Genomic DNA, 19,259 nt, shown 5'->3' on the forward strand with positions numbered 1-19,259 from the left:
CAACTGTCCGCCGTCCTGGCCGGCACCGGCAGCCGACTGCAGAACCTCCGCGGGATCGGCCCGCTCGGCTACTCGCCGACGTCACCGACATCAGCCGCTTCGCCAGCCGCGGACACTTCGCCTCCTACAACGGCACCGCACCCATCGACGCGTCCTCCGGCGACAACATCCGCCACCGCCTGTCCCGCAAAGGCAACCGCCGCCTCAACCGGGTCCTGCACATCGCCGCCCTCGCCCAAATCCGCCACAACAGCGAAGGACGCGACTACTACCAACGCAAACTCGCCCAAGGCAAAACACCCAAAGAAGCCACCCGCGCCCTCAAACGACGCCTGTCCGACCTCGTCTGGCGACAGATGACCACCGACACCACCAAAACCACACCCAACGACACAACCCCGGACGGGCCCGGGAGGACACCCGGGGGCGACTCTGAAATCCAGCGCGGCCGACTCAACCCCGAAATCGACACTTCGGACAAGTCACAACCCGAACCCGCCACCCCAAGCCTAAACCACCCCACACTCCCAGCACCCCTTGACAAAGGGGTACCGGGAGCGACGGTCCGTACCCACCACCCAGCTACGACCCCCAGCTCTTGATCTTGATTTATGAACGCTCCGGCGAGCGACCACCGATCGTGATCATGGAAGCTCCTGGGGGATCGCGACCACGTCGACGAAGGCGTTGCGGCGGAGGACGGTGATCGGGAGGTCGGCGCCGATGGCCGGGCCCAGCATCAGCCGCTGCAGCGCCTGCACCGTGCCGGTCGGGCGGCCGCCCGCGGTGACCAGCACGTCGCCCAGGTAGATCCCGGCCAGGCCGGCTGGGCTGCCCGGAACCACCTCGACGACCCGCAGGCCGTGCTTCTGGCCGAGGCGTTCGGCCAGCGGTGGCGGCAGCGGGACCGGCACCCCGGCGACGCCCAGCCAGGCCCGGCGGACCCGGCCGTGTGCGAGCAGTTCGCCGATGATGTGCCTGGTCGGCTCGTTGATCGGCACGGCCAGGCCCAGCCCGTACCCGGCGACCGCGGTGTTGACACCGACCACCTGGCCGGCCGAGTCGGCGAGCGCGCCACCCGAATTGCCCGGGTTGAGGGCGGCGTCGGTCTGGATGACGTTGTCGATGATCCGCAGCCGGCGGCCGTCCCGGGCGGGCAGCGACCGGCCCAGGCCGGAGACCACGCCCGCGGTGACCGAGCCGGCCAGGCCCATCGGGTTGCCGACGGCGACGACCAGCTGGCCGATGCGCAGCTTGTCGGCGTCGCCGAGCGGGGCGGCCGGTGCGCCCGGGTGATGCACCCGGACCACGGCCAGGTCGGAGAGGGGATCCGCGCCGACCAGGTCGAAGCGGGAGTCGGTGCCGTCGGCGAACGCGGCCGTGCCGCCGTTGCTGCCGCTGACGACGTGAGCATTGGTGAGCAGGAAGCCGTCGTCGGTGAAGGTGACCGCCGATCCGGCGCCACCCCCGCGAGGGGTACGCACGGACAGGGCGGCGACGGACGGCAGGAGGCTGGTGGCGACACCGGTCACCACGCGGCTGTAGGCGTCGAGGGCCTCTTCGGTGTCCATGTTCGGAGTCAACGCCGCGCTGACCGGCGTCCATGTCGCCTGGCCGTACGCCCTGGGCGAACGGGCCTAGTTACGGTCCGTGGGGACAATCGCACAGAAAGTCCGATCGGTGCGGGGGCGGCGGCGGTTGTATGTGTCGTGACGGAAGTCGCCACGACCGTTGAACTACGGAGGGGGAGGAATGGTCACAGCCGACCGGACTGAGCTCGCACCGGCCGATGTGGTGGACCCTCTGCTGTGGCAGGACGCGCAGCAGATGCTCGGCCGGCACCAGGAGCCCGACCCGGACGGCACCTGCGTCTGGTGCGGATGGCGGTGGCCCTGCGCACCACGCCGCCTGGCCGAACGCGCGGCGGCGGCGTCCCGGCGCCCGTGGCGCGAGGCCTGGACCCTGCGGCACGACCTGAACAGCATCCGCGCCATGCCCGGCGTGGACGACACCCGCCACCGGCGCAACCGAGGCTCTTTCCGCTGACACAACTCCACACCAGAGTCCGCGGACGGACCGTCCCGGGGATGCTTGACCGTCCCCCGGCAAGGACCGAACCCTTTCGGCCCCGGGACCCCGTCCAACGGCGGTGAAGCCGTTGTGCCCCGCCAGCACAACGGCCTCCCGCACCCAGACCCGCCCACAACGGATACGACCGGCACGCCTCCGCCGGTCCGCGCCTCCGGCCAGGCGCAACCCCCGGTTTGGGCGGGCACGGTTGGCGGGGACGCGTGACCAGGTTCCCCCGCATTCACGGTCACGCGCCCCCGCCATCAAAACTTCCGGCCCGCTGCCGGCCCCGCTAGGGGCGGCGCAAGGTGTAGCGGATGTGTTCGACCTTTTCGTTGCCCATCGTTTCCACTCGGGAGGCGCCGTCGGGGTGCCAGCCGCCCTGTTCGTAGAAGCGGCGGGCCCGCGTGTTGCGGGGCAGGACCCAGAGGACGGCGTGGGGGCCCAGGTGGGTCAGGGCGTCCTCCATCAGCAGACGGCCGACGCCGGTGCCGACGTGAGCCGGGTCGACGTGGATGGCGTACAGCTCGAGGACGCCGTCGTCGTGGGTCGGGCCGATGTAGGTGAAGCCGACCAGCTCGTCGTCGGCGGTGGCCACGGTCAGGCGGTGGGTGGTCTGCTCCCATTTCCAGCGTTCGGTCCACCACTCGCTCAGACGGCCGTCGCCGCCGAAGGTCAGCGTCTCGGGGCGGAGGATGTCGCGGTAGGCGGCGGCGCGGGAGCGGTAGTGCAGGTCGCCGACCCCGGCGAGGTCAGAGTTCCGTCCGGCTCGCAGCTGCACGTTCGTCATCGTTCGAAACTAGCCGCGCCGGAACCGGGACCCGCATCAGGTCGTCGGCCACCACGATGGTGCCGTCGAACTGCTCGGCGGCCTCGTCGAGGAAGGCGGCCGGCTCGGTGTAGCGCTGCGAGAAATGGGTCAGGACCAGCGTGCGTACGCCCGCCTCACGCGCCACCGCGCCCGCCTGCCCGGCCGTCAGGTGACCGACCTGGGCGGCCAGGGTGGCGTCCTCGGCGAGGAAGGTCGACTCGATGACCAGCAGGTCGACGCCCTCGGCGAGTTCGTAGACGGCGTCGCACAGGCCGGTGTCCATGATGAACGCGAAGCTCTGACCGGGGCGCGGGGCGCTCACGTCGTCGAGGTGCACGGCCCCCAGCCGGCCGGTGCGCTGGAGCTCGCCGATCGCCGGGCCACGGATGTTGTACGCGTCCAGCAGCGCCGGGATCATCCGCCGCGAGTCCGGTTCCTGCAGGCGGTACCCGTACGTGTCGATGACGTGCCGGAGCGGCAGAGCCGTGAGCCGCCCGGCCCGGGTCTCCACCGCGAAGCCCGCGTCGACCGGCTCGACCAGCAGATCGGCCTGGTCGTAGAAGCTGGTGGCGTGCCGCAGCCGGTCGAAGAACACCCGTCCGCCGGCCGGGAAGTGCACGGCCACCGGGTGCGGGACGCGGTCGAGCGAGATGCGCTGGATGACGCCGGGCAGGCCGAGGCTGTGGTCGCCGTGGAAGTGGGTGACGCAGATCCGGGTGAGCGGGGTGACGGCCAGGCCGGCGTGCAACATCTGCCGCTGGGTGCCCTCGCCCGGGTCGAACAGGATGATCTCGTCGTCCCAGCGCAGCACGTACCCGTTGTGGTTGCGGTAGCGGGTCGGCACCTGGCTGGCGGTGCCGAGGACGACGAGCTCGCGCATGGCACCCCGATCCGGACCGGACATAGAAGCGACCCCTGGGGACTTCCACGCCGCAGCATGGTCCGGTCGGACTAGGCCGGATCCCCAGGGGTCGGGTGGCTATCTTGAATTCGCCGCACCGCTGCCACACGGTCTCGACGCACTACAGGCTGCCAGAAAAGCAGCCGACGAAGCTGTCAAGGACAGCGGCTAACGGACAGCCACCTCACGAGTCCCGTTGCTATACAACTTCGGACCACCTCCCTTCACGTGTACGGCCACGTTAACCACCGGAGAGGCGTTCCGACAACGTCTTTAGGACCACTAAAGCCGCGGGAATGCGCGGGGGGACATGTCGCCGCCCTCGACCGCCATCGCCGCCGGGCCGACGAGCTGCGGGTCGGGGGTGCCGACCACCTCGTGGTCCTTGCCGGTGTAGTCGAAGCGGTTCAGCACGTAACGCATCGCCTCGAGACGGGCGCGCTTCTTGTCATTGCTCTTCACCACGGTCCACGGGGCGTCGGCGGTGTCCGTGTAGAAGAACATCGCCTCCTTGGCCTCGGTGTAGTCGTCCCACTTGTCCAGCGAGGCGAGGTCCATGGGTGACAGCTTCCACTGGCGGACCGGGTCGACCTGGCGGATCGCGAACCGGGTCCGCTGCTCGCTCTGCGCCACCGAGAACCAGAACTTGACCAGGTTGACGCCCGAGCGGACGAGCATCCGCTCGAGCTCCGGGGCCTGCCGCATGAACTCCAGGTATTCCTGGCGGGTGCAGAACCCCATCACGCGCTCGACGCCGGCCCGGTTGTACCAGGACCGGTCGAACAGCACGATCTCGCCGGCCGCGGGCAGGTGGTTGATGTAGCGCTGGAAGTACCACTGGGTGCTCTCGCGCTCGCTGGGCTTGGCCAGGGCCACCACCGAGGCGCCACGCGGGTTGAGGTGTTCCATGAAGCGCTTGATCGTGCCGCCCTTACCGGCGGCGTCCCGGCCCTCGAAGAGGACCACCAGACGCTCGCCGGTCTCCTTGAACCAGTTCTGCAGCTTGAGCAGCTCGATCTGGAGCAGGCGCTTGTCGTGGTCGTAGTGGTGGCGGGCGAGGCGCTCGTCGTACGGGTAGTCCTCGCGCCAGGTGTCGACCGGAGTGCCGTCGGTGTTCAGCAGCACCGGGTCGTCATCGTCGTCGTCGGCCACCCGGTAGCCGCCGAGCGCCTTGTTCGAACCGTGGTAGGGCTCGGTGGTCCCGTCGTCCGGAATCTCGGTGCCGTTGTCTTCCGCCTCCGCCTGCATACCCGCTTCCTACCCAGTCGTGGCGACCCCACGCCGACCGGAAGGTGGCCTGGAGGTTAACTAGCCCAGCCAGGAGCGCAGCGAGCGCTTCCGGGACAGGCGGGTCACGTACGGCAGCTCGCCCAGGGTGTCGTACCCAATCCGTTCCTGCCGCGCCCAGAGCACCCCGTACTCGAAGGTGTCGCCGAGGTCGCGCAGAATCTCCCGGGCCACCACCGAGTCCTGGTGGTTGCCGAGCACGTCCTGCAGGTCGGTCAGCCGCTTCACCAGTAGCTTGCCCGGCTTCCCGGCGCCCGGTGCGAACACCTCGACCGCGTAACGAGCCTGCTTGTACGCCTTCCGCGCCTCATGCAGCGGCTCGTCCTGGCCCTTGAGGGTGGCCTCGTCGAGCAGCCGGTCGGCCTTGTCCAGCGCCTTGCCGACCCGGCGGATCGGCTTGGACTCGCCGCCGTCCCAGCCGGCGATGAGCCCGTCGATCGCGTCCAGCAGCCGGTAGAAGCGCTCGCCGTTCAGGTCGTCGTCGAGCTGCCGCCGGCCCTCGGCGATCTTGGTGTCGAGATGGTCGCGGACCCGCTCGGCCACCGGGGCGAACTCCTCGCCCTCGGCCTCGACCGCGGCCAGCAGCTTGCCCTCCAGCACCTGCCCGTCGCGGACCTCGCCGAGCGACCCGGCCAGCCACTTCAGCTCGCCCTTGAGGAACTCGACGGAGTCCGGCGGGAACGAACGCTTGAACGTCTTCAGGGTGCTGCGCAGGCGGCGGGTGCCGACCCGCATCTTGTGCACGGCCTCGGCGTCGCCGCGGCGGACACCCGGATCATGTTCCAGGATGGCTTCGCGCTGCTCCCGTACGTACCCGAGAACCGGGTTCGGCTTGATCTTCTTGCGTTGCGTCGTGGCCTTGAGGCGCCCGGCCAGCGCCCGCGCCAGCTTGGACGGGCCGTCGGCGGGTGAGGCGCCGGCCGCGAGCAGGAGGCGCTCCATCTCGTCGAGGAGCTTGCGGTCGCCCTGCTCGGTGAGCTCGACCTCGACCTCCTGCCAGGTCTGGGCCACCCCGTCGGTCTCCGCGGTCACCGTGTCCTGCGCGATCAGGGCGCGGGTGCGGCCCTTGTCGTCGCGCACGGGCGTCTCGAGGCGATGGGTACGCAGCCGCGCGACCGGCCGCAGCGGATTGTCCCGGACCAGCGCCCGGACCTCCTTGAGCAGGTCGGTGGGCACATCGTCGGCGCTCCGCCCCAGCGGCAGCCGATGTTCGGTGCGCGACGAGCCGTGGCCCGGCGTCTTCAGATGCCAGCCCGCGTCCGACCCGCCGGTGCGCCGCCGCAACGTGCGCTCATGGTGGGCGAGCCGCAGGTCGGCCGTGTCGAAGTAGGTTGCGTCCAGCTCGTGCGTCGCGCCGTCCCCCGCCCCCGGCAGGTCCGGCAGCACGAAGTCGGCCGGCACGTCGTACTTCCGCTCGGTCTCCGTACTGATCTGCATCCTGTCAATGTTGCCCGCCGCGCCGGGCGCGACACAGCCCATCCCAATTTCTCAGTTGTTCGTCCGGTGGCCCTCAGCGGAATCACAGTTATCGCTCGCATCCTTGGACACAGACCCCTCGGGGTCGTCCGGCCGTCCCCCGTGCGTGCCGGGCGGCCCCGAGGCTCACACGAGCGCCGCTCCGACCGCCGCCCCGGCCGGAGCGGCGCTTTGCGTCCCCCTCAGACCGCCAGATTGCTCTTGGCGCGCAGGTCTCAGACCGGCAGGTTGCTGCGGCTGCGCAGGTAGAGCGCCCGTGCGTAGTAGGCGTTGGCGGCCCCGAAGTACATCGTCGCGAGGCCGGTGTGAAACGAGTTGTCGGTCAGCGCGTTCTTGGCCCGGGCGTCAGCCGCCCACCGGATCTCGGCGTCGGTCTCGTTGATACCGCGCCGCGCACAGACCTGCCGGTTGATCTCTTTCCCTCGTTTGAACCGCTCCAGCGCGGACTCAGCCTGCCGCATCATCGCCCGCGCCTTCTCCAGCAGCGACTCCGCAATCGCCCAGGCGACCCGCTCGTCATCATTGTGAAACCCGGGCATATCGCACCCCCCGGTCGTCCGTTCTCTCCATCCCAAGTCTCATCGCGATGTCCGCACATGTCGATCTTTTACCCCCACAAGGGTCAAAACCTTCTCCGGGTACGCCCAACGCCCGCAAAGCCTGCCGCGACGCGGCAGCGCCAGCCGAGCAGGGCGCGTAACCCGCCACACCACCCCGTGCGGGGCCGCCTGACGCAGGCCGACCCTCACGGCGGCACCCACGTCAGCCGGCGCCCCGGAAGGCGCTCAGCTGGCGTCGTCGGCGCGCAGCGGGACGATCTTGGCGGGTGCGGCCTCGGCCAGCTGGCGGAGCGCGTAGACGATCTTGTCGGCCGGCAGCGGCTGGCAGAAGTGGTAGCCCTGCGCCACCGTGCAGCCCAGTTCGAGCAGTGCCACCCGCTGTTCGGCCGTCTCCACGCCCTCGGCGACCACCCGGGCGCCGAGCCGGCCGCCCAGTTCGACCGCGCCGCGTACAGCCGCCTCGGCCGCCGGGGAGTCGATCATGCCGTCGACGAAGGAGCGGTCGATCTTGAGTTCGTCGACGCAGACCCGGGTGAGGAAGGTCAGGGACGAGTAGCCGGTGCCGAAGTCGTCGACCGAGAGCTGCACCCCGAGGTCCCGCAGGCCGGCCAGCACCTCGTCGACGACCTCCTGGTCGCTGACCGCCACCGACTCGGTGATCTCCAGGACCAGCTGGCCGGGCGGCGTGTGGTTGCGGCGGAGCAGGTCGGACACCTGGGCCGGCAGGGTCGGGTCGAGCAGGCTGCGGGCCGAGATGTTGACCGAGACGGGCAGGTCGAAGCCGGCCCGCGCCCAGCTCGCGGCGGCCGCCAGTGAGCGGTCGAGGACATAGCGGGTGAACGCCCCGAGCAGCTCGCTGCGTTCGACCATGGGGATGAAGTCGTTGGGGGAGAGGTGGCCGCGCCGGGGGTGCTTCCAGCGGGTCAGCGCCTCGACGCCGGTGGGCGCGCCGCTTTCCAGGTCGACGGCCGGCTGGAGGGCCAGCACGATCTGGTCGGTGGCCTGGAGGGCGTCGCGGAGGTCGGCGAGCAGGGCCAGGCGGTCGGTGGAGCCGAGGTCGCGGGCGCTGTCGTAGGTGCCGACGGTCAGCCCGAGCTCCTTGGCGTGTTGCAGGGCCAGGCCGGAGCGGCGGATCAGCTCGGCCGCGTCACCGAGGCCGGCGGGGGTGACGACCACGCCGATGGTGGCTTCGACGGAGAGGCGTACGCCCGCCACCTCCATCGGCTGGGCGATCTGTTCGGCCAGGTCACGGGCCCGGCGGACGACCTGGGGCAGCGGGTTGGGCGCCTCCTGGAGCCGGGACGCCGAGTCGGTGAGGGCCAGCAGCGCCGGCATCAGCACCGCGAACTCGTCGTCGCCGACCCGGGCCACCAGCTCGCCCTCGCGGGCCAGGTCGGTGATCCGCTCGGCGATGACGGTGAGCACCTCGTCGCCGGAGCGGTGCCCGAGGGTGTCGTTGACCTCGCGGAAGCGCCGCAGGTCGAGCAGCATCAGGGCGACGTGCCGTTCGCGGGCGACGGCCCGCAGCGCGCGGTCGCCGTCGCCGAGCAGCGCCGACCGGTTGAGCAGGCCGGTGAGCTGGTCGCGGACGTCGTCGCGGGCGACCCGCGCCTCGAGCTGGGTCAGGCGCTCGTGGGAGGCGGCGTCGTGCAGGGCGCCGGCCAGCGCGTCGCCGTACGCGGACACCGCCAGCTCGTCCCGGGTCACCGGCAGGGTGGGCTCGGACAGCCAGACGGTGAGCTCGCCGACGGTGGCGCCGGCCACCATCATGGTCCGGGTGATCACCGGGCCGGGCAGGCCGGAGGCGGCCACGTCCTGACCGGGGGCGTCGTCGTAGTAGCGGCGCAGCCCGCCGCCGGGCCGCCGCAGCTCGATCTCGACCCGCCGGGCGCCGAACACGTCCATCGCCCCGCTCAGCCCGGCCGCCACCACGTCGGCCTCGACCAGGCCGGGCAGCGCGGCGGTGGCCTTGGCGAACGCGGCCCAGACCCGGCGCTCCTCCTCGGCGACCAGGTGGTGCCGGTAGGTGCGCTGGAGCAGCCACAGCGCGGGCGGGAAGGCGAGCAGCCAGAGCGGCTCGTGGAGCAGCACCCAGAGCCCGAGCAGGGCGATCAGCACGTTGCCGACCAGCATCGGGATCTTGGCGTTGAGGGCCCGGCCGAGGATCTGGCCGGCCGAGGCGTCGCGGTGCAGGGCCAGGGTCAGGGTGGCCAGGCCGAGGGTGATGACCAGGTAGGTGCAGGCGCCCGCGACCATGCCGACCAGCTGGCGGGTGTCGTCGAGCCCGGCCCCGGCGCCGACCAGGGTGGACACCAGCGCCGCGCCGGCCGCGCCGACGGTGAGCGAGGCGGCCAGGTGGACGATGTCGGCGATCGAGCGGTGGTCGCTGAGCCAGGAGATCAGCAGCCAGGCCCCGGCCGCGCCGACGAAGGTGGCCAGCGGCAGCCAGCCGGACGGCACCAGCGCCGAGCCGATGATGAACGCGGCCTCGCCCCAGGAGACACTCACCGTGCCGCGGCCGAGCCGGAACCGGAGCCGCGCGAGTTGTCCGCCGGCGACGACGGCGGCGGCGACACCGAGCCCGCCGAACGCCGACATCGGTGCGCCGTCGGGCGCCGGGCCGGTCGTGAGGAGCCCGGTGGCGATGAGGGTGATCGCGGCGATGAGGACGGTCGCGTACAGCGCGAGAACCTGTCGCGGCCGGCCGGCGAGACCGAACCGATCGGCCGCCGGAGCCGTATTGGTCAGGGAGGACATCACCATCGGAGCCCCCCGACCACCTGCTCCGGAGTGCTGATCAACATCGGCACTCGCGGATGCACGTGCATCTGCAGTGGAGGAAGCGGCGGGCGGAATGTGGTCGACATCGGCGCCCCCTTCCGCACAGGGTCCCGGGGCATTCAAGCCCCCGGCGGAAGGCTAAGCCAATCCTCGGGAAGACAACAGGGGTCGGCGGAATGTGATCGTCGATCTCCGCTGTGTAACGGAGGGTGATGACCGTCCATGAAGGCCGTCCGGCCACTGTGGACGGCTGATCACCCCGTCGTCGCTACTTCGCCCCGCCGTCCGATGCGGCCGGTCGGTCGTCCGGCTCGACGCCTCTGACCTGCGGTTCTGTCTCTACGATGGTCGAACGCGATCGATCATCGTCAGCGGACGGAGCCGTTTCGACGTTCTCGTCGCCGGGCTCGGCGGCCGCCGGTTCGGCCGCGCCGGGCTTCCGCTTCGATGCATCGACGTTGTCGAAACTGTCGGGAAGCCGACGCAGGCGCTTGTTCATGTTGCGAATCAGCAGAACAGTCGCTATGGCCATCAGCACAATGATGAAGGCGCCCATCGGGCCGGCCAGGCCGCCCTCGCGGGTATCGCCGAAGTTGTTGACCGCTACGAAGTCCACGTACTGAGAGTAACCCTGTTTATCTGGTGGCGAACGCGGTGCCCCGGATGCCCGCGAACAGGTCGGACTCGGGGACCGGGCTGTCGACCAGCGAGCGGGCCAGTTCGAAGTCTTCGGTCGGCCAGACCTTCTGTTGCAGGTCGAGCGGCACCTTGAACCAGAAGCCGTCCGGGTCGACCTGGGTGGCGTGGGCGCGCAGCGCGTCGTCGCGGACGCCGAAGTATTCCCCGCACTCGATCCGCGTGGTGATCTTGTCGCCCCGGTCGTCGCGGTCGACCCACTTCTCGAGCATCTCGCCGTACGGGGACTCGAGCCCCTGCTCGATCATGCCCTCGTGCATGGCCATCATGCGCGCCTTGATCCAGCCGGAGTTGTAGTAGAGCTTCAGCGGCTGCCACGGCGCGCCCAGCTCGGGGTGGGCCTCGGGGTCGCCGGCCACGTCGAAGGCCACCACCGAGATCTTGTGGCACATGATGTGGTCGGGGTGGGGGTAGCCGCCGTTCTCGTCATAGGTGGTCATGACGTGGGGCCGGAACTCGCGGATCAGCTTGACCAGGGCCAGCGCCGCCTCCTTGGGCTCCTGGAGGCCGAAGCAGCCCTCGGGCAGCGGCGGCAGCGGGTCGCCCTCGGGCAGGCCGGAGTCGACGAAGCCGAGCCAGTCCTGCTTGACGCCGAGAATCTCGCGCGCCCGGTCCATCTCGGCGCGGCGGATGTTGGTGATGTCGGCCAGCACCTCGGGCCGGTCCATCTTGGGGTTGAGCACGCTGCCGCGCTCGCCACCGGTGCAGGTCGCCACATGCACGTCGACACCCTCGGCGATGTACCGCGCCATCGTCGCCGCGCCCTTGCTCGACTCGTCGTCCGGGTGCGCGTGCACCGCCATCAACCGCAACTGCTCCGTCACCGCAAAGACCCCTCAGACCGGCCGTCGAGACTGAATCGACGCCCTGGAAGAATGAACACCTGCCATTCTGGCCGATCGCTAGGACAGAAATCGCACGAGAGGCGCCCCAGGTGAACGAGACGCGCGCCACAAACCCGGTCTTCCCGCCGGGCCGGTACGGCCATCGCCGCACGCCCGGCGCCCGCCGCCGGATCGTGCCGATCGTTTTCGGCGTCCTCGTCCTGGTCGCCTCGGTGCTGCTCACCGTCCAGCTCTACGGCCGGTACGGGCAGACCGACTACCAGTCGCGCATCGTCGGCTGGAGCAAGGACTCGGACACCCGGTTGACCGTCGAGTTCGAGGTTCGGGTCCCGGCCGGCGGGACGGCGACGTGCGTCCTGCGTGCGCGCTCGTACGACGGCGCCGAGGTCGGCCGGCGCGAGGTGCGGGTGGCCAACCCGGGGGCGGAAGGGCCGATCACGGCCCGCGAAGACGTCCCGACCAGGGCTCGCGCGTCGCACGGCGACGTGGTCCGGTGCCGTGCTTCGAGCTGAGCTCGGTGCGCGTGACGCTGGTAGAGTTTGGGATTCGCTACATTCCGTGCCCTTCACCGAGGAGATCGACCGTGTCCAGTTCAGAGGCCTCGAAGACCTGGCTCTCGCAGGAGGCTTACGACCGGTTGCAGGCCGAGCTCGACGAGGCGATCGCTGCTCGTCCGGCGATCGCGGCCGAGATCAACGCCCGCCGCGAGGAGGGCGATCTTCGTGAGAACGGCGGCTACCACGCCGCCCGTGAGGAACAGGGCAAGGCCGAGGGCCGCATCCTCTATCTCAAGGAACTGCTGCGCACGGCCGAGGTCGGCGAGCCGCCGGCGTCCGGCAACGTCGCGCCGGGCAGCGTGGTCACCATCTACTTCGACGACGACCAGAGCGACACCGAGACGTTCCTGCTCGGCTCGCGTGAGATCGCCGCGACCACCGACCTGACCGTCTACAGCCCGGAATCGGCGCTGGGCACGGCGATCCTCGGCGCCTCCGAGGGTCAGACCGTGACCTACACCGCGCCCAGCGGCTCCGACATCAAGGTCACCGTGGTCAAGTCCGAGCCGTACGGCGGCTAGGACCTACGGCACCGAGTACTGCATGGCGGGGTGCTGCCCGGGCAGCATGGTGATCTGATAACCGCTGTCCCGCAGCGCCCCGATCAGCGCCTTCGAGTGGTCCGGTCCGCGGGTCTCCACGGACAGGGCCACCTCGACCTGGCCGAAGGCGAGCCGCGGGTTCTGTCGCGAGTGCTCCACATCGACCACGTTCGCCCGGTGCTGGGCGATCTTCGACAGCACCCCGGCCAGCTCGCCGGGCTGGTCGCCGCAGCGCACCGTGAGCCGCAGGAAGCGGCCGGCCGCCGCGAGACCGTGCTCGATCACCCGGAGCAGCAGCATCGGGTCGATGTTGCCGCCGGAGAGGATCGCCACCACCGGCCCGGGTGTCGCCGGCCGATGCGTACGAAGGGCGGCCACCGCGGCCGCGCCGGCCGGCTCGACCACCATCTTGTGCCGTTCCAGCAACATCAGCAGCGCCGCCGACAGGTCGTCGTCGGTGACCGTGACGATCTCGTCGACCAGCTTGCTGACGTGGGCGAAGGTGAGATCGCCGGGCCGCAGCACGGCGATGCCGTCGGCGATGGTGTCGGAGGCGGCCAGCTTCTGGGGCGCGCCGGCGGCCAGTGAGGGCGGGTACGCCGCCGCGCCCGCCGCCTGCACCCCGATGATCCGGATGTCCGGCCGCAGCGCCTTGGCCGCCACCGCCACGCCGGAGACCAGCCCGCCGCCGCCGACCGCGGTGATGATCGTGCCGGCCTCGGGGCACTGCTCGAGGATCTCCAGGCCGACCGTGCCCTGCCCGGCGATCACGTCCGGATGGTCGAACGGGTGGATCAGCACCGCGCCGGTCCGCTCGGCGAAGGCGGTCGCCGCCACCAGCGAGTCGTCGACGGTGTGTCCGGCGTACTCGATCGAAGCGCCGTATCCCTTGGTCGCGCTGACCTTGGGGAGCGGCGCGCCCTCGGGCATGAAGACGGTGGCGTGGGCGCCGAGCATCCCGGCGGCCAGCGCGACCCCCTGGGCGTGGTTGCCGGCGCTGGCCGCGACCACCCCGCGGGCCCGTTCCGCCTCGCTGAGCCGGGCGATCCGGGTGTAGGCGCCGCGCACCTTGTACGACCCGGCCCGCTGCTGGTTCTCGCACTTGAGGTAGGTGGGGACGCCCAGCATCGAGGTCAGCAGCCGGGACTCCTCCAGCGGGGTCCGGAGGACGACGCCGGAGAGCAGGTCACGGGCCTTCTCGATGTCTTCCAGCCGCAAAAGATCAAGGGCAGACATGCACCGATCGTCGCAGAACACGCACGATCGGTGCAGTCTCGTGGATCACTTACGCGTCGGTCGACGCCACCCCGACCGGGCAGGTCATGCCGTTGGGGCCGTGGTTGCAGTAGCCGTACGGGTTCTTCGCGTCGGACAGGTACTGCTGGTGATAGTCCTCGGCGTAGTAGTACTGGCCCAGCGCCGCGATCTCGGTGGTGATCTCGCCGTGGCCGGCCTTGGTCACCACCGGCTGGAAGGCCGCCAGCGACGCCTGCGCGATGCGCGCCTGCTCGTCACTGGTGGTGTAGATCGCCGAGCGGTACTGGGTGCCGACGTCGTTGCCCTGGCGCATGCCCTGGGTCGGGTCGTGGTTCTCCCAGAACTCCTTGAGCAGGCGCTCGTAGCTGATCTTGGCCGGGTCGTACACCACCTGGACGACCTCGGCGTGGCCGGTCCGCCCCGAGCAGGTCTCCTCGTAGGTCGGGTTCGGTGTGCTGCCGCCGGCGTAGCCGACCGAGGTCGAGTACACGCCCGGCAGCCGCCAGAAGATCCGCTCCGCACCCCAGAAGCAGCCCATCCCGAAGACCGCGACCCCGAAGCCGTCCGGCCACGGGCCCTGCAGCGGGGTGCCCAACTCGGTGTGCTTGTCGGCCACCGGCATCCCCAGCAGGCGGCCGGGGAGGGCGGTCTCGGCGGTGGGCAGGTCGAGCTTCTTGTGCCGTAGGAACACGGTCACTCCCTTCATCCGGCAGGTGTAACGCCGGCGGCGCCCAGTTCCTTACCGATGCGCCCGGCGTACTCAGCAGCCTCGTCGTCGGACGCGTACTTGGTCCGCGGCCAGAAGAATCCGCGTAGTCCGTCACCCTTTGTCCGGGGTACGACGTGTGCGTGCAGATGTGGCACCGACTGTGACACGACGTTGTTCATCGCCACGAACGTCCCCTGCGCGCCCAGGGCCGCGGGCACGGCCGCCGCCACCTCTTGCACAAACGCGAAGAAACCGGGCAGAAGATCAGGATCAAGATCAATGAGCTGGGGTACGTGCGGACGCGGCACGATCAACACATGCCCCTTGAACACCGGGCGGATGTCGAGAAACGCCACGCCCGAAGGACGCTCGACCACCCGGAAGGCGGGCACATCTCCCGCCACGATCCCACAGAACAGGCAAGCCGCCACGGGTGAAGACTAGCCTTGCCGGTCATGAGCGCCGATCAGCACGGATTCGACACCCTCGCGATTCACGCCGGGCAGGAGCCGGACCCGCGGACCGGGGCGGTCGTCCCGCCCATCTACCAGACCAGCACATATGCGCAGGATGCGGTCGGCTCCCCGCGGCTGGGCTACGAGTACAGCCGGTCCGGCAACCCGACCCGCGACGCGCTGCAGGAATGCCTGGCCGCGCTCGAGGGCGGCCGCCGCGGCCTGGCCTTCGCCAGCGGGCTCGCCGCCGAGGACACCCTGCTGAGGGCGGTCTGCCGGCCGGGTGACCACGTGGTGATCCCCGGCGACGCGTACGGCGGCACCTTCCGGCTCTTCGCGAAGGTCGCCGAGACCTGGGGCCTCGACTGGACCGCGGTGCCGCTCGACGACCTGGACGCGGTCCGGGCCGCCTTCCGCCCCGGCCACACCCGGCTGATCTGGGCCGAGACGCCGACCAACCCGCTGCTGAACATCGCCGACATCCCGGCGCTGGCCGGCCTGGCCCACGAGTACGACGCCATGCTCGTGGTCGACAACACGTTCGCCTCGCCCTACCTGCAGCAGCCGATCGCGCTGGGCGCCGACGTCGTCGTGCACTCCACCACCAAGTACCTGGGCGGCCACTCCGACGTGATCGGCGGCGCCCTGGTCGCGGCCGACGACGGGCTCGGCGACGAACTGACCTTCTACCAGAACGCCATGGGCGCGGTCGGCGGGCCGTTCGACGCCTGGCTCACCATGCGCGGCATCAAGACTCTGGGCGTACGCATGGACCGGCACTGCGACAACGCCGAGCGGATCGCGCAGTACCTCCTCTCGCACCGCGCGGTCGCGGAAGTTCTGTATCCGGGTCTCGAGTCGCATCCCGGACACGAAACCGCCGCCAAGCAGATGAGCCGCTTCGGCGGCATGGTGTCGTTCCGCCTCGCCGGTGGCGCTGAGCAGGCCATCGACGTGTGCAACCGGACGAAGCTGTTCATTCTCGCCGAGTCGCTGGGCGGCGTGGAGTCGCTGATCGAGCACCCGGGACAGATGACACACCTCAGTGCTGCGGGCTCTGCGCTTGAAGTCCCCTCGGATCTCGTGCGACTGTCTGTCGGCATCGAGACGCTTGAGGACCTGCTGGCCGATCTGGACCAGGCTCTGGGCGCCTCCTGAGGCTCATTCCGGCGAGAACGGGATACGCGATGGAATACGTACCGACCACGTTGGTGGGCGCCACCGCGAAGCAGATCGCGCGGGCCGTCCGCCGCGGCGACACCACGGCCACCCAGGTGGTCGCCGACCACCTGGAGCAGGTCGCGATCAGCGATCCGGAACTGCACGCGTTCCGGGTGGTGCGCGGCGGCGAGGCGATGACCGAGGCCGAGAAGGTCGACGACCAGGACGACCTCTCCAACCTGCCGCTGGCCGGGGTGCCGGTGGCGGTGAAGGAGAACACCGCGGTGGCCGGCCTGCCGACCTGGAACGGCTCGGCCGCGGTCCGCACCGCCGTGGCCGAGGAGGACCACGAGGTGGTCCGTCGGCTGCGCGGGGCGGGCGCCGTCGTGGTCGGCGTGACCCGGGCGCCCGAGCTGAGCCTGTGGCCGTTCACCGACGACGAGGACCACGCCACCCGCAACCCGTGGGCGCTCGACCGCACGCCCGGCGGCTCGTCGGGTGGTTCCGCCGCGGCCGTCGCCTCCGGCCTGGTGCCGATGGCGACCGCCAACGACGGCTTGGGCTCGATCCGCATCCCGGCGGCCTGCTGCGGGCTGGTCGGGCTCAAACCGGGCCGCGGCGTCGTCCCCTGCGACCTGGGCATCGACGGCTGGTACGGGATGGCCGAGAACGGCGTGCTGACCACCACGGTCGGCGACGCCGCCGTCGGCTTCAGCGTGCTCGCCGGCCGCCGCCCGGTGAAGCTGACCGAGCCGTCCCGACTGCGGGTGGGCGTGTCATTGCGGTCACCGGTGGCCGGCAGCAAGGCCGACGAGCCCAACCGCAACGCCGTCGGCACGGCGGCCAAGCTCCTGGTCGACGCCGGCCACAGCACCCTGACGGCCGAGCCCGGCTACGGCGTCAAGCTGGGGCCCCAGGCCGTGGCGACCTGGCTGGCCTCGGCCCACCGCGAGGCCGAGGCGATGGGCGTCGACCTGTCGACCCTCCAGCCCCGCAGCCGCATGCACGCCAGGCTGGGCAAATTCATCCACAACCGAGGATGGGTACGCCAGGAGCAGCGCGACGCCTGGCGCGAGCGGGCGATCGCGTTCTTCGCCGACCGCAAGGTGGACGTGCTGCTCACGCCGGCCCTGGCCGGCCCGCCCCCGCCGGCCGAGGGCTGGGCGACCGGCAGCTGGCGCAAGAGCTTCCAGGCCAGCGCCCAGTACGCGCCGTACAGCGCGCCCTGGAACTTCGCCGGCCTGCCCGCCATCGTGGTCCCGGTGGGCACCCGCCCCGACGGCCTGCCGCTGGCCGTCCAGCTGGTCGGCCCGCCCGACTCCGAGGTGCTCCTGCTCTCGATCGCCGGCCAGTTCGAGATCCAGAACCCCTGGCAGCGCCTGGCCATCGTCTGACCGCACGAACGAGCGACCCCGGCCCAGGGCCGGGGTCGCTCGCGTGTCCGGGGCGGACCGCGGTCGTTTACCGGTGTGGCTCGGACATCTCGCGCCGATCAGACCTGGCTCTCACCCCGTCGAGGCGCCCCATGCCGTATCAGTCGAACAAGCACGGCGACAACTTCATGCAGAACATCTTCAAGTCGAAGACCGTTGTCGTCGGTTTCGGATCTCTCGCTGTCGCGGGGGTGATCATCACCGCTCTCCTGCTCTTCGGAAGTTCGATTCCCGCGGCCGCGAGCGAAGTGTGGTCGGCGATCACCGCCGACGTGACGGACGACCCCACGCCCGGCACGAAGGAGAAGAGCGGCGGCTGGGCGCCGCCCGCGTTCAAGCAGCCGGCCCGCGCCGAGGTGAGCCTCAGCCCGTCGAGCGGCCCGAAGGGCGCGCGGATCAAGGTCTCCGGCCGCAACTTCGAGCCCGGCGAATCCGTCTCGATCGAGGTCCACATGTTCGAGGCCGCGGTGGTGACCGCGAACAGCGAGGGTTCCTTCTCGACCCGCATCACCATTCCGCCGGACACGTTCTGCCCGCAGGGCCAGTGCACCGTGACGGCGAGCGGCAACAGCAGCATCAAGTGGAACAACGCCCGCTACACGATCTCCTGACAGGAACCTCGCCATGGCTCGTGACAACCGGACCGCCGTCAAAGCAGGGCGGGTCGTCGCCCTCCTCGTGCTGGCCGTCCTGGCCGCCTACCTCTACACCGTAGGGCTGGAGAAGGCCAAGACCCTGGCCGCCATCGGTGGCGGGTTCATCGCGCTCGCCGCGCTGCTCGGCCCGTACCTCATGCCGGCCCGGCCGCCCGCCGTTGCGGACCGTCGTGACCCCGGGCCGGGGCTCGGCGGATCCGGCCCGTACGACATGCGTAACTGGCAGGCGGTTCAGATCAATCAGAGTGGTGACAACCACCAGAAGAACGAGTTTCGGTAAGGGTCGTATGCTCTCGCACCCGGTTCGCAACCCGCGTTGTGCTCCGGATCATCGGTGGGCGGCCGATGACAGTCTTAGTCGAGAGGAGCTTCCCGTGCTGAGCAATGCCCCCGCCGCGCCCGCCCTGTTCCGGTCCCGTTCCCACCCGGACGGCGAGATCACCCGCCCGCCGACGGCGCCGTGCATCGTCGTGGTGGACGACGACGACGACATCCGCGACCTGCTCGCGATCAAGTTGCGGGCGGCCGGCTACCGCACGCTGACCGCGTCCGACGGCGATGCCGCGCTGGAATTGGCGGCCCGTGAGCGGCCCGACCTGATGATCCTCGACGTCTCGATGCCGGGCATGGACGGCCTGGCCGTGTGCACCCAGGTGCACCGCCAGGACGGGATGGCCGACGTGCCGGTGCTCATCGTCAGCGCCCGGGCCATGCCGTACGACATCGACCTGGGCCTGGCGGTCGGCGCCGACGACTACCTGACCAAGCCGTTCAGCCCGAACGAGCTGCTGACCCGGGTGCGAACGCTGCTCAACGCGGCCTAGGTTCGGCCCCGCTCGCGGCGGGACATCAGGTAGAGCACCGTCGCCGCCACGGCACCGGCGGCCACGGCCAGGATGAGCGCGGCGGTGGTCGGGGCCCGGAAGGTTCTCAGCAGGATGAACGTTGCCACGCTGACCAGGGCGGATGCGATCAGCTTGAAGTGGTCCATGCGGTGCTCAACGTGGTGTCCGCGGCGGGGGATGCGACCTGGTCGTCATTGATCACCCCGGTGCGGGAGGC

Annotated in this window: 22 protein-coding genes; 9 read left to right on the forward strand and 13 right to left on the reverse strand. The window is 70.5% G+C overall.

The genetic code is table 11. The features are described 5' to 3' along the window. The first annotated feature begins 89 nt into the window (after positions 1-89). Positions 90-602, forward strand: coding sequence for a transposase (locus AB0O15_RS15820; protein ID WP_364319050.1), 513 nt, complete (start codon positions 90-92; stop codon positions 600-602). Positions 603-644: 42 nt separating this feature from the next. On the opposite strand, the gene AB0O15_RS15825 is transcribed toward AB0O15_RS15820, so the two are convergent. Continuing rightward, positions 645-1,571 (reverse strand): trypsin-like peptidase domain-containing protein, encoded by a 927-nt coding sequence (locus AB0O15_RS15825; RefSeq protein ID WP_364318809.1) that lies wholly within the window; start codon positions 1,569-1,571, stop codon positions 645-647. A 181-nt stretch (positions 1,572-1,752) separates the two neighbouring features. Here AB0O15_RS15825 and AB0O15_RS15830 point away from each other — a divergent pair, with 181 nt between their 5' ends. After that, positions 1,753-2,046, forward strand: coding sequence for a hypothetical protein (locus tag AB0O15_RS15830; RefSeq protein ID WP_364318811.1), 294 nt, complete (start codon positions 1,753-1,755; stop codon positions 2,044-2,046). Positions 2,047-2,362: 316 nt separating this feature from the next. Here the strand turns inward: AB0O15_RS15830 and AB0O15_RS15835 are convergent, their stop codons facing one another. The 8 genes from AB0O15_RS15835 to mca all read right to left on the reverse strand — a co-directional run bounded on the left by AB0O15_RS15835 (position 2,363) and on the right by mca (position 11,406). After that, a complete protein-coding gene (locus AB0O15_RS15835; protein WP_364318813.1) occupies positions 2,363-2,860 on the reverse strand; it encodes a GNAT family N-acetyltransferase in 498 nt (165 codons plus the stop codon). Then, positions 2,823-3,761: a ribonuclease Z gene (locus AB0O15_RS15840; protein WP_364318815.1), complete on the reverse strand. Its 939-nt coding sequence runs from the start codon at positions 3,759-3,761 to the stop codon at positions 2,823-2,825. Before AB0O15_RS15840 ends, AB0O15_RS15835 begins: the two co-directional genes overlap by 38 nt. A gap of 303 nt (positions 3,762-4,064) precedes the next feature. Next, positions 4,065-5,030, reverse strand: a complete 966-nt coding sequence (ppk2, locus tag AB0O15_RS15845; RefSeq protein ID WP_364318817.1) for a polyphosphate kinase 2 — start codon at positions 5,028-5,030, stop codon at positions 4,065-4,067. A gap of 60 nt (positions 5,031-5,090) precedes the next feature. After that, positions 5,091-6,506 carry a CYTH and CHAD domain-containing protein gene (locus tag AB0O15_RS15850; RefSeq protein WP_364318819.1) on the reverse strand — a complete coding sequence of 472 codons (1,416 nt, stop codon included), beginning with the start codon at positions 6,504-6,506 and terminating at the stop codon, positions 5,091-5,093. 254 nt (positions 6,507-6,760) lie between these two features. Further along, positions 6,761-7,084, reverse strand: coding sequence for a hypothetical protein (locus AB0O15_RS15855; protein WP_364318821.1), 324 nt, complete (start codon positions 7,082-7,084; stop codon positions 6,761-6,763). 246 nt (positions 7,085-7,330) lie between these two features. Continuing rightward, entirely contained in the window at positions 7,331-9,868 is a 2,538-nt protein-coding gene (locus tag AB0O15_RS15860; protein ID WP_364318823.1) for a bifunctional diguanylate cyclase/phosphodiesterase, read from the reverse strand. A 286-nt stretch (positions 9,869-10,154) separates the two neighbouring features. Continuing rightward, positions 10,155-10,442, reverse strand: coding sequence for a hypothetical protein (locus AB0O15_RS15865; protein ID WP_364319051.1), 288 nt, complete (start codon positions 10,440-10,442; stop codon positions 10,155-10,157). Between the two features lie 79 nt (positions 10,443-10,521). Beyond that, positions 10,522-11,406, reverse strand: coding sequence for a mycothiol conjugate amidase Mca (gene mca, locus AB0O15_RS15870; RefSeq protein WP_364318825.1), 885 nt, complete (start codon positions 11,404-11,406; stop codon positions 10,522-10,524). A gap of 110 nt (positions 11,407-11,516) precedes the next feature. Here mca and AB0O15_RS15875 point away from each other — a divergent pair, with 110 nt between their 5' ends. Next, a complete protein-coding gene (locus AB0O15_RS15875; RefSeq protein WP_364318827.1) occupies positions 11,517-11,939 on the forward strand; it encodes a DUF4307 domain-containing protein in 423 nt (140 codons plus the stop codon). A 71-nt stretch (positions 11,940-12,010) separates the two neighbouring features. Further along, a complete protein-coding gene (gene greA / locus AB0O15_RS15880; protein ID WP_364318829.1) occupies positions 12,011-12,505 on the forward strand; it encodes a transcription elongation factor GreA in 495 nt (164 codons plus the stop codon). A 3-nt stretch (positions 12,506-12,508) separates the two neighbouring features. On the opposite strand, the gene ilvA is transcribed toward greA, so the two are convergent. Genes ilvA through AB0O15_RS15895 form a run of 3 tightly spaced genes read right to left on the reverse strand, consistent with a single transcriptional unit; the run spans position 12,509 to position 14,923 of the window. Further along, positions 12,509-13,762 (reverse strand): threonine ammonia-lyase, encoded by a 1,254-nt coding sequence (gene ilvA, locus AB0O15_RS15885; RefSeq protein WP_364318831.1) that lies wholly within the window; start codon positions 13,760-13,762, stop codon positions 12,509-12,511. A gap of 49 nt (positions 13,763-13,811) precedes the next feature. Then, the gene (gene msrA, locus AB0O15_RS15890; RefSeq protein WP_364318833.1) at positions 13,812-14,474 is read right to left on the reverse strand and encodes a peptide-methionine (S)-S-oxide reductase MsrA; all 663 of its coding nucleotides are present in this window, start codon (positions 14,472-14,474) and stop codon (positions 13,812-13,814) included. An 11-nt stretch (positions 14,475-14,485) separates the two neighbouring features. Continuing rightward, complete coding sequence (locus AB0O15_RS15895; RefSeq protein WP_364318835.1) at positions 14,486-14,923, reverse strand: HIT family protein; 438 nt, start codon at positions 14,921-14,923, stop codon at positions 14,486-14,488. A gap of 24 nt (positions 14,924-14,947) precedes the next feature. Between AB0O15_RS15895 and AB0O15_RS15900 the strand changes: the two genes are divergently transcribed. From AB0O15_RS15900 to AB0O15_RS15920, 5 genes are all read left to right on the forward strand, one after another. Beyond that, positions 14,948-16,105: a cystathionine gamma-synthase gene (locus AB0O15_RS15900; protein ID WP_364318837.1), complete on the forward strand. Its 1,158-nt coding sequence runs from the start codon at positions 14,948-14,950 to the stop codon at positions 16,103-16,105. 29 nt (positions 16,106-16,134) lie between these two features. After that, positions 16,135-17,502, forward strand: a complete 1,368-nt coding sequence (locus tag AB0O15_RS15905) for an amidase family protein (protein WP_364318839.1) — start codon at positions 16,135-16,137, stop codon at positions 17,500-17,502. Positions 17,503-17,633: 131 nt separating this feature from the next. After that, complete coding sequence (locus tag AB0O15_RS15910) at positions 17,634-18,152, forward strand: hypothetical protein (RefSeq protein WP_364318841.1); 519 nt, start codon at positions 17,634-17,636, stop codon at positions 18,150-18,152. A 13-nt stretch (positions 18,153-18,165) separates the two neighbouring features. Continuing rightward, positions 18,166-18,477: a hypothetical protein gene (locus AB0O15_RS15915; protein ID WP_364318843.1), complete on the forward strand. Its 312-nt coding sequence runs from the start codon at positions 18,166-18,168 to the stop codon at positions 18,475-18,477. A gap of 94 nt (positions 18,478-18,571) precedes the next feature. Then, a complete protein-coding gene (locus tag AB0O15_RS15920) occupies positions 18,572-19,021 on the forward strand; it encodes a response regulator (protein ID WP_364318845.1) in 450 nt (149 codons plus the stop codon). Here the strand turns inward: AB0O15_RS15920 and AB0O15_RS15925 are convergent. Beyond that, positions 19,018-19,188 carry a hypothetical protein gene (locus AB0O15_RS15925; RefSeq protein WP_364318847.1) on the reverse strand — a complete coding sequence of 57 codons (171 nt, stop codon included), beginning with the start codon at positions 19,186-19,188 and terminating at the stop codon, positions 19,018-19,020. The two genes, AB0O15_RS15920 and AB0O15_RS15925, sit on opposite strands and share 4 nt — an antisense overlap. Positions 19,189-19,259 lie beyond the last annotated feature (71 nt).

This window comes from Actinoplanes sp. NPDC089786 (assembly GCF_040684855.1).
GTDB lineage: Bacteria > Actinomycetota > Actinomycetes > Mycobacteriales > Micromonosporaceae > Actinoplanes.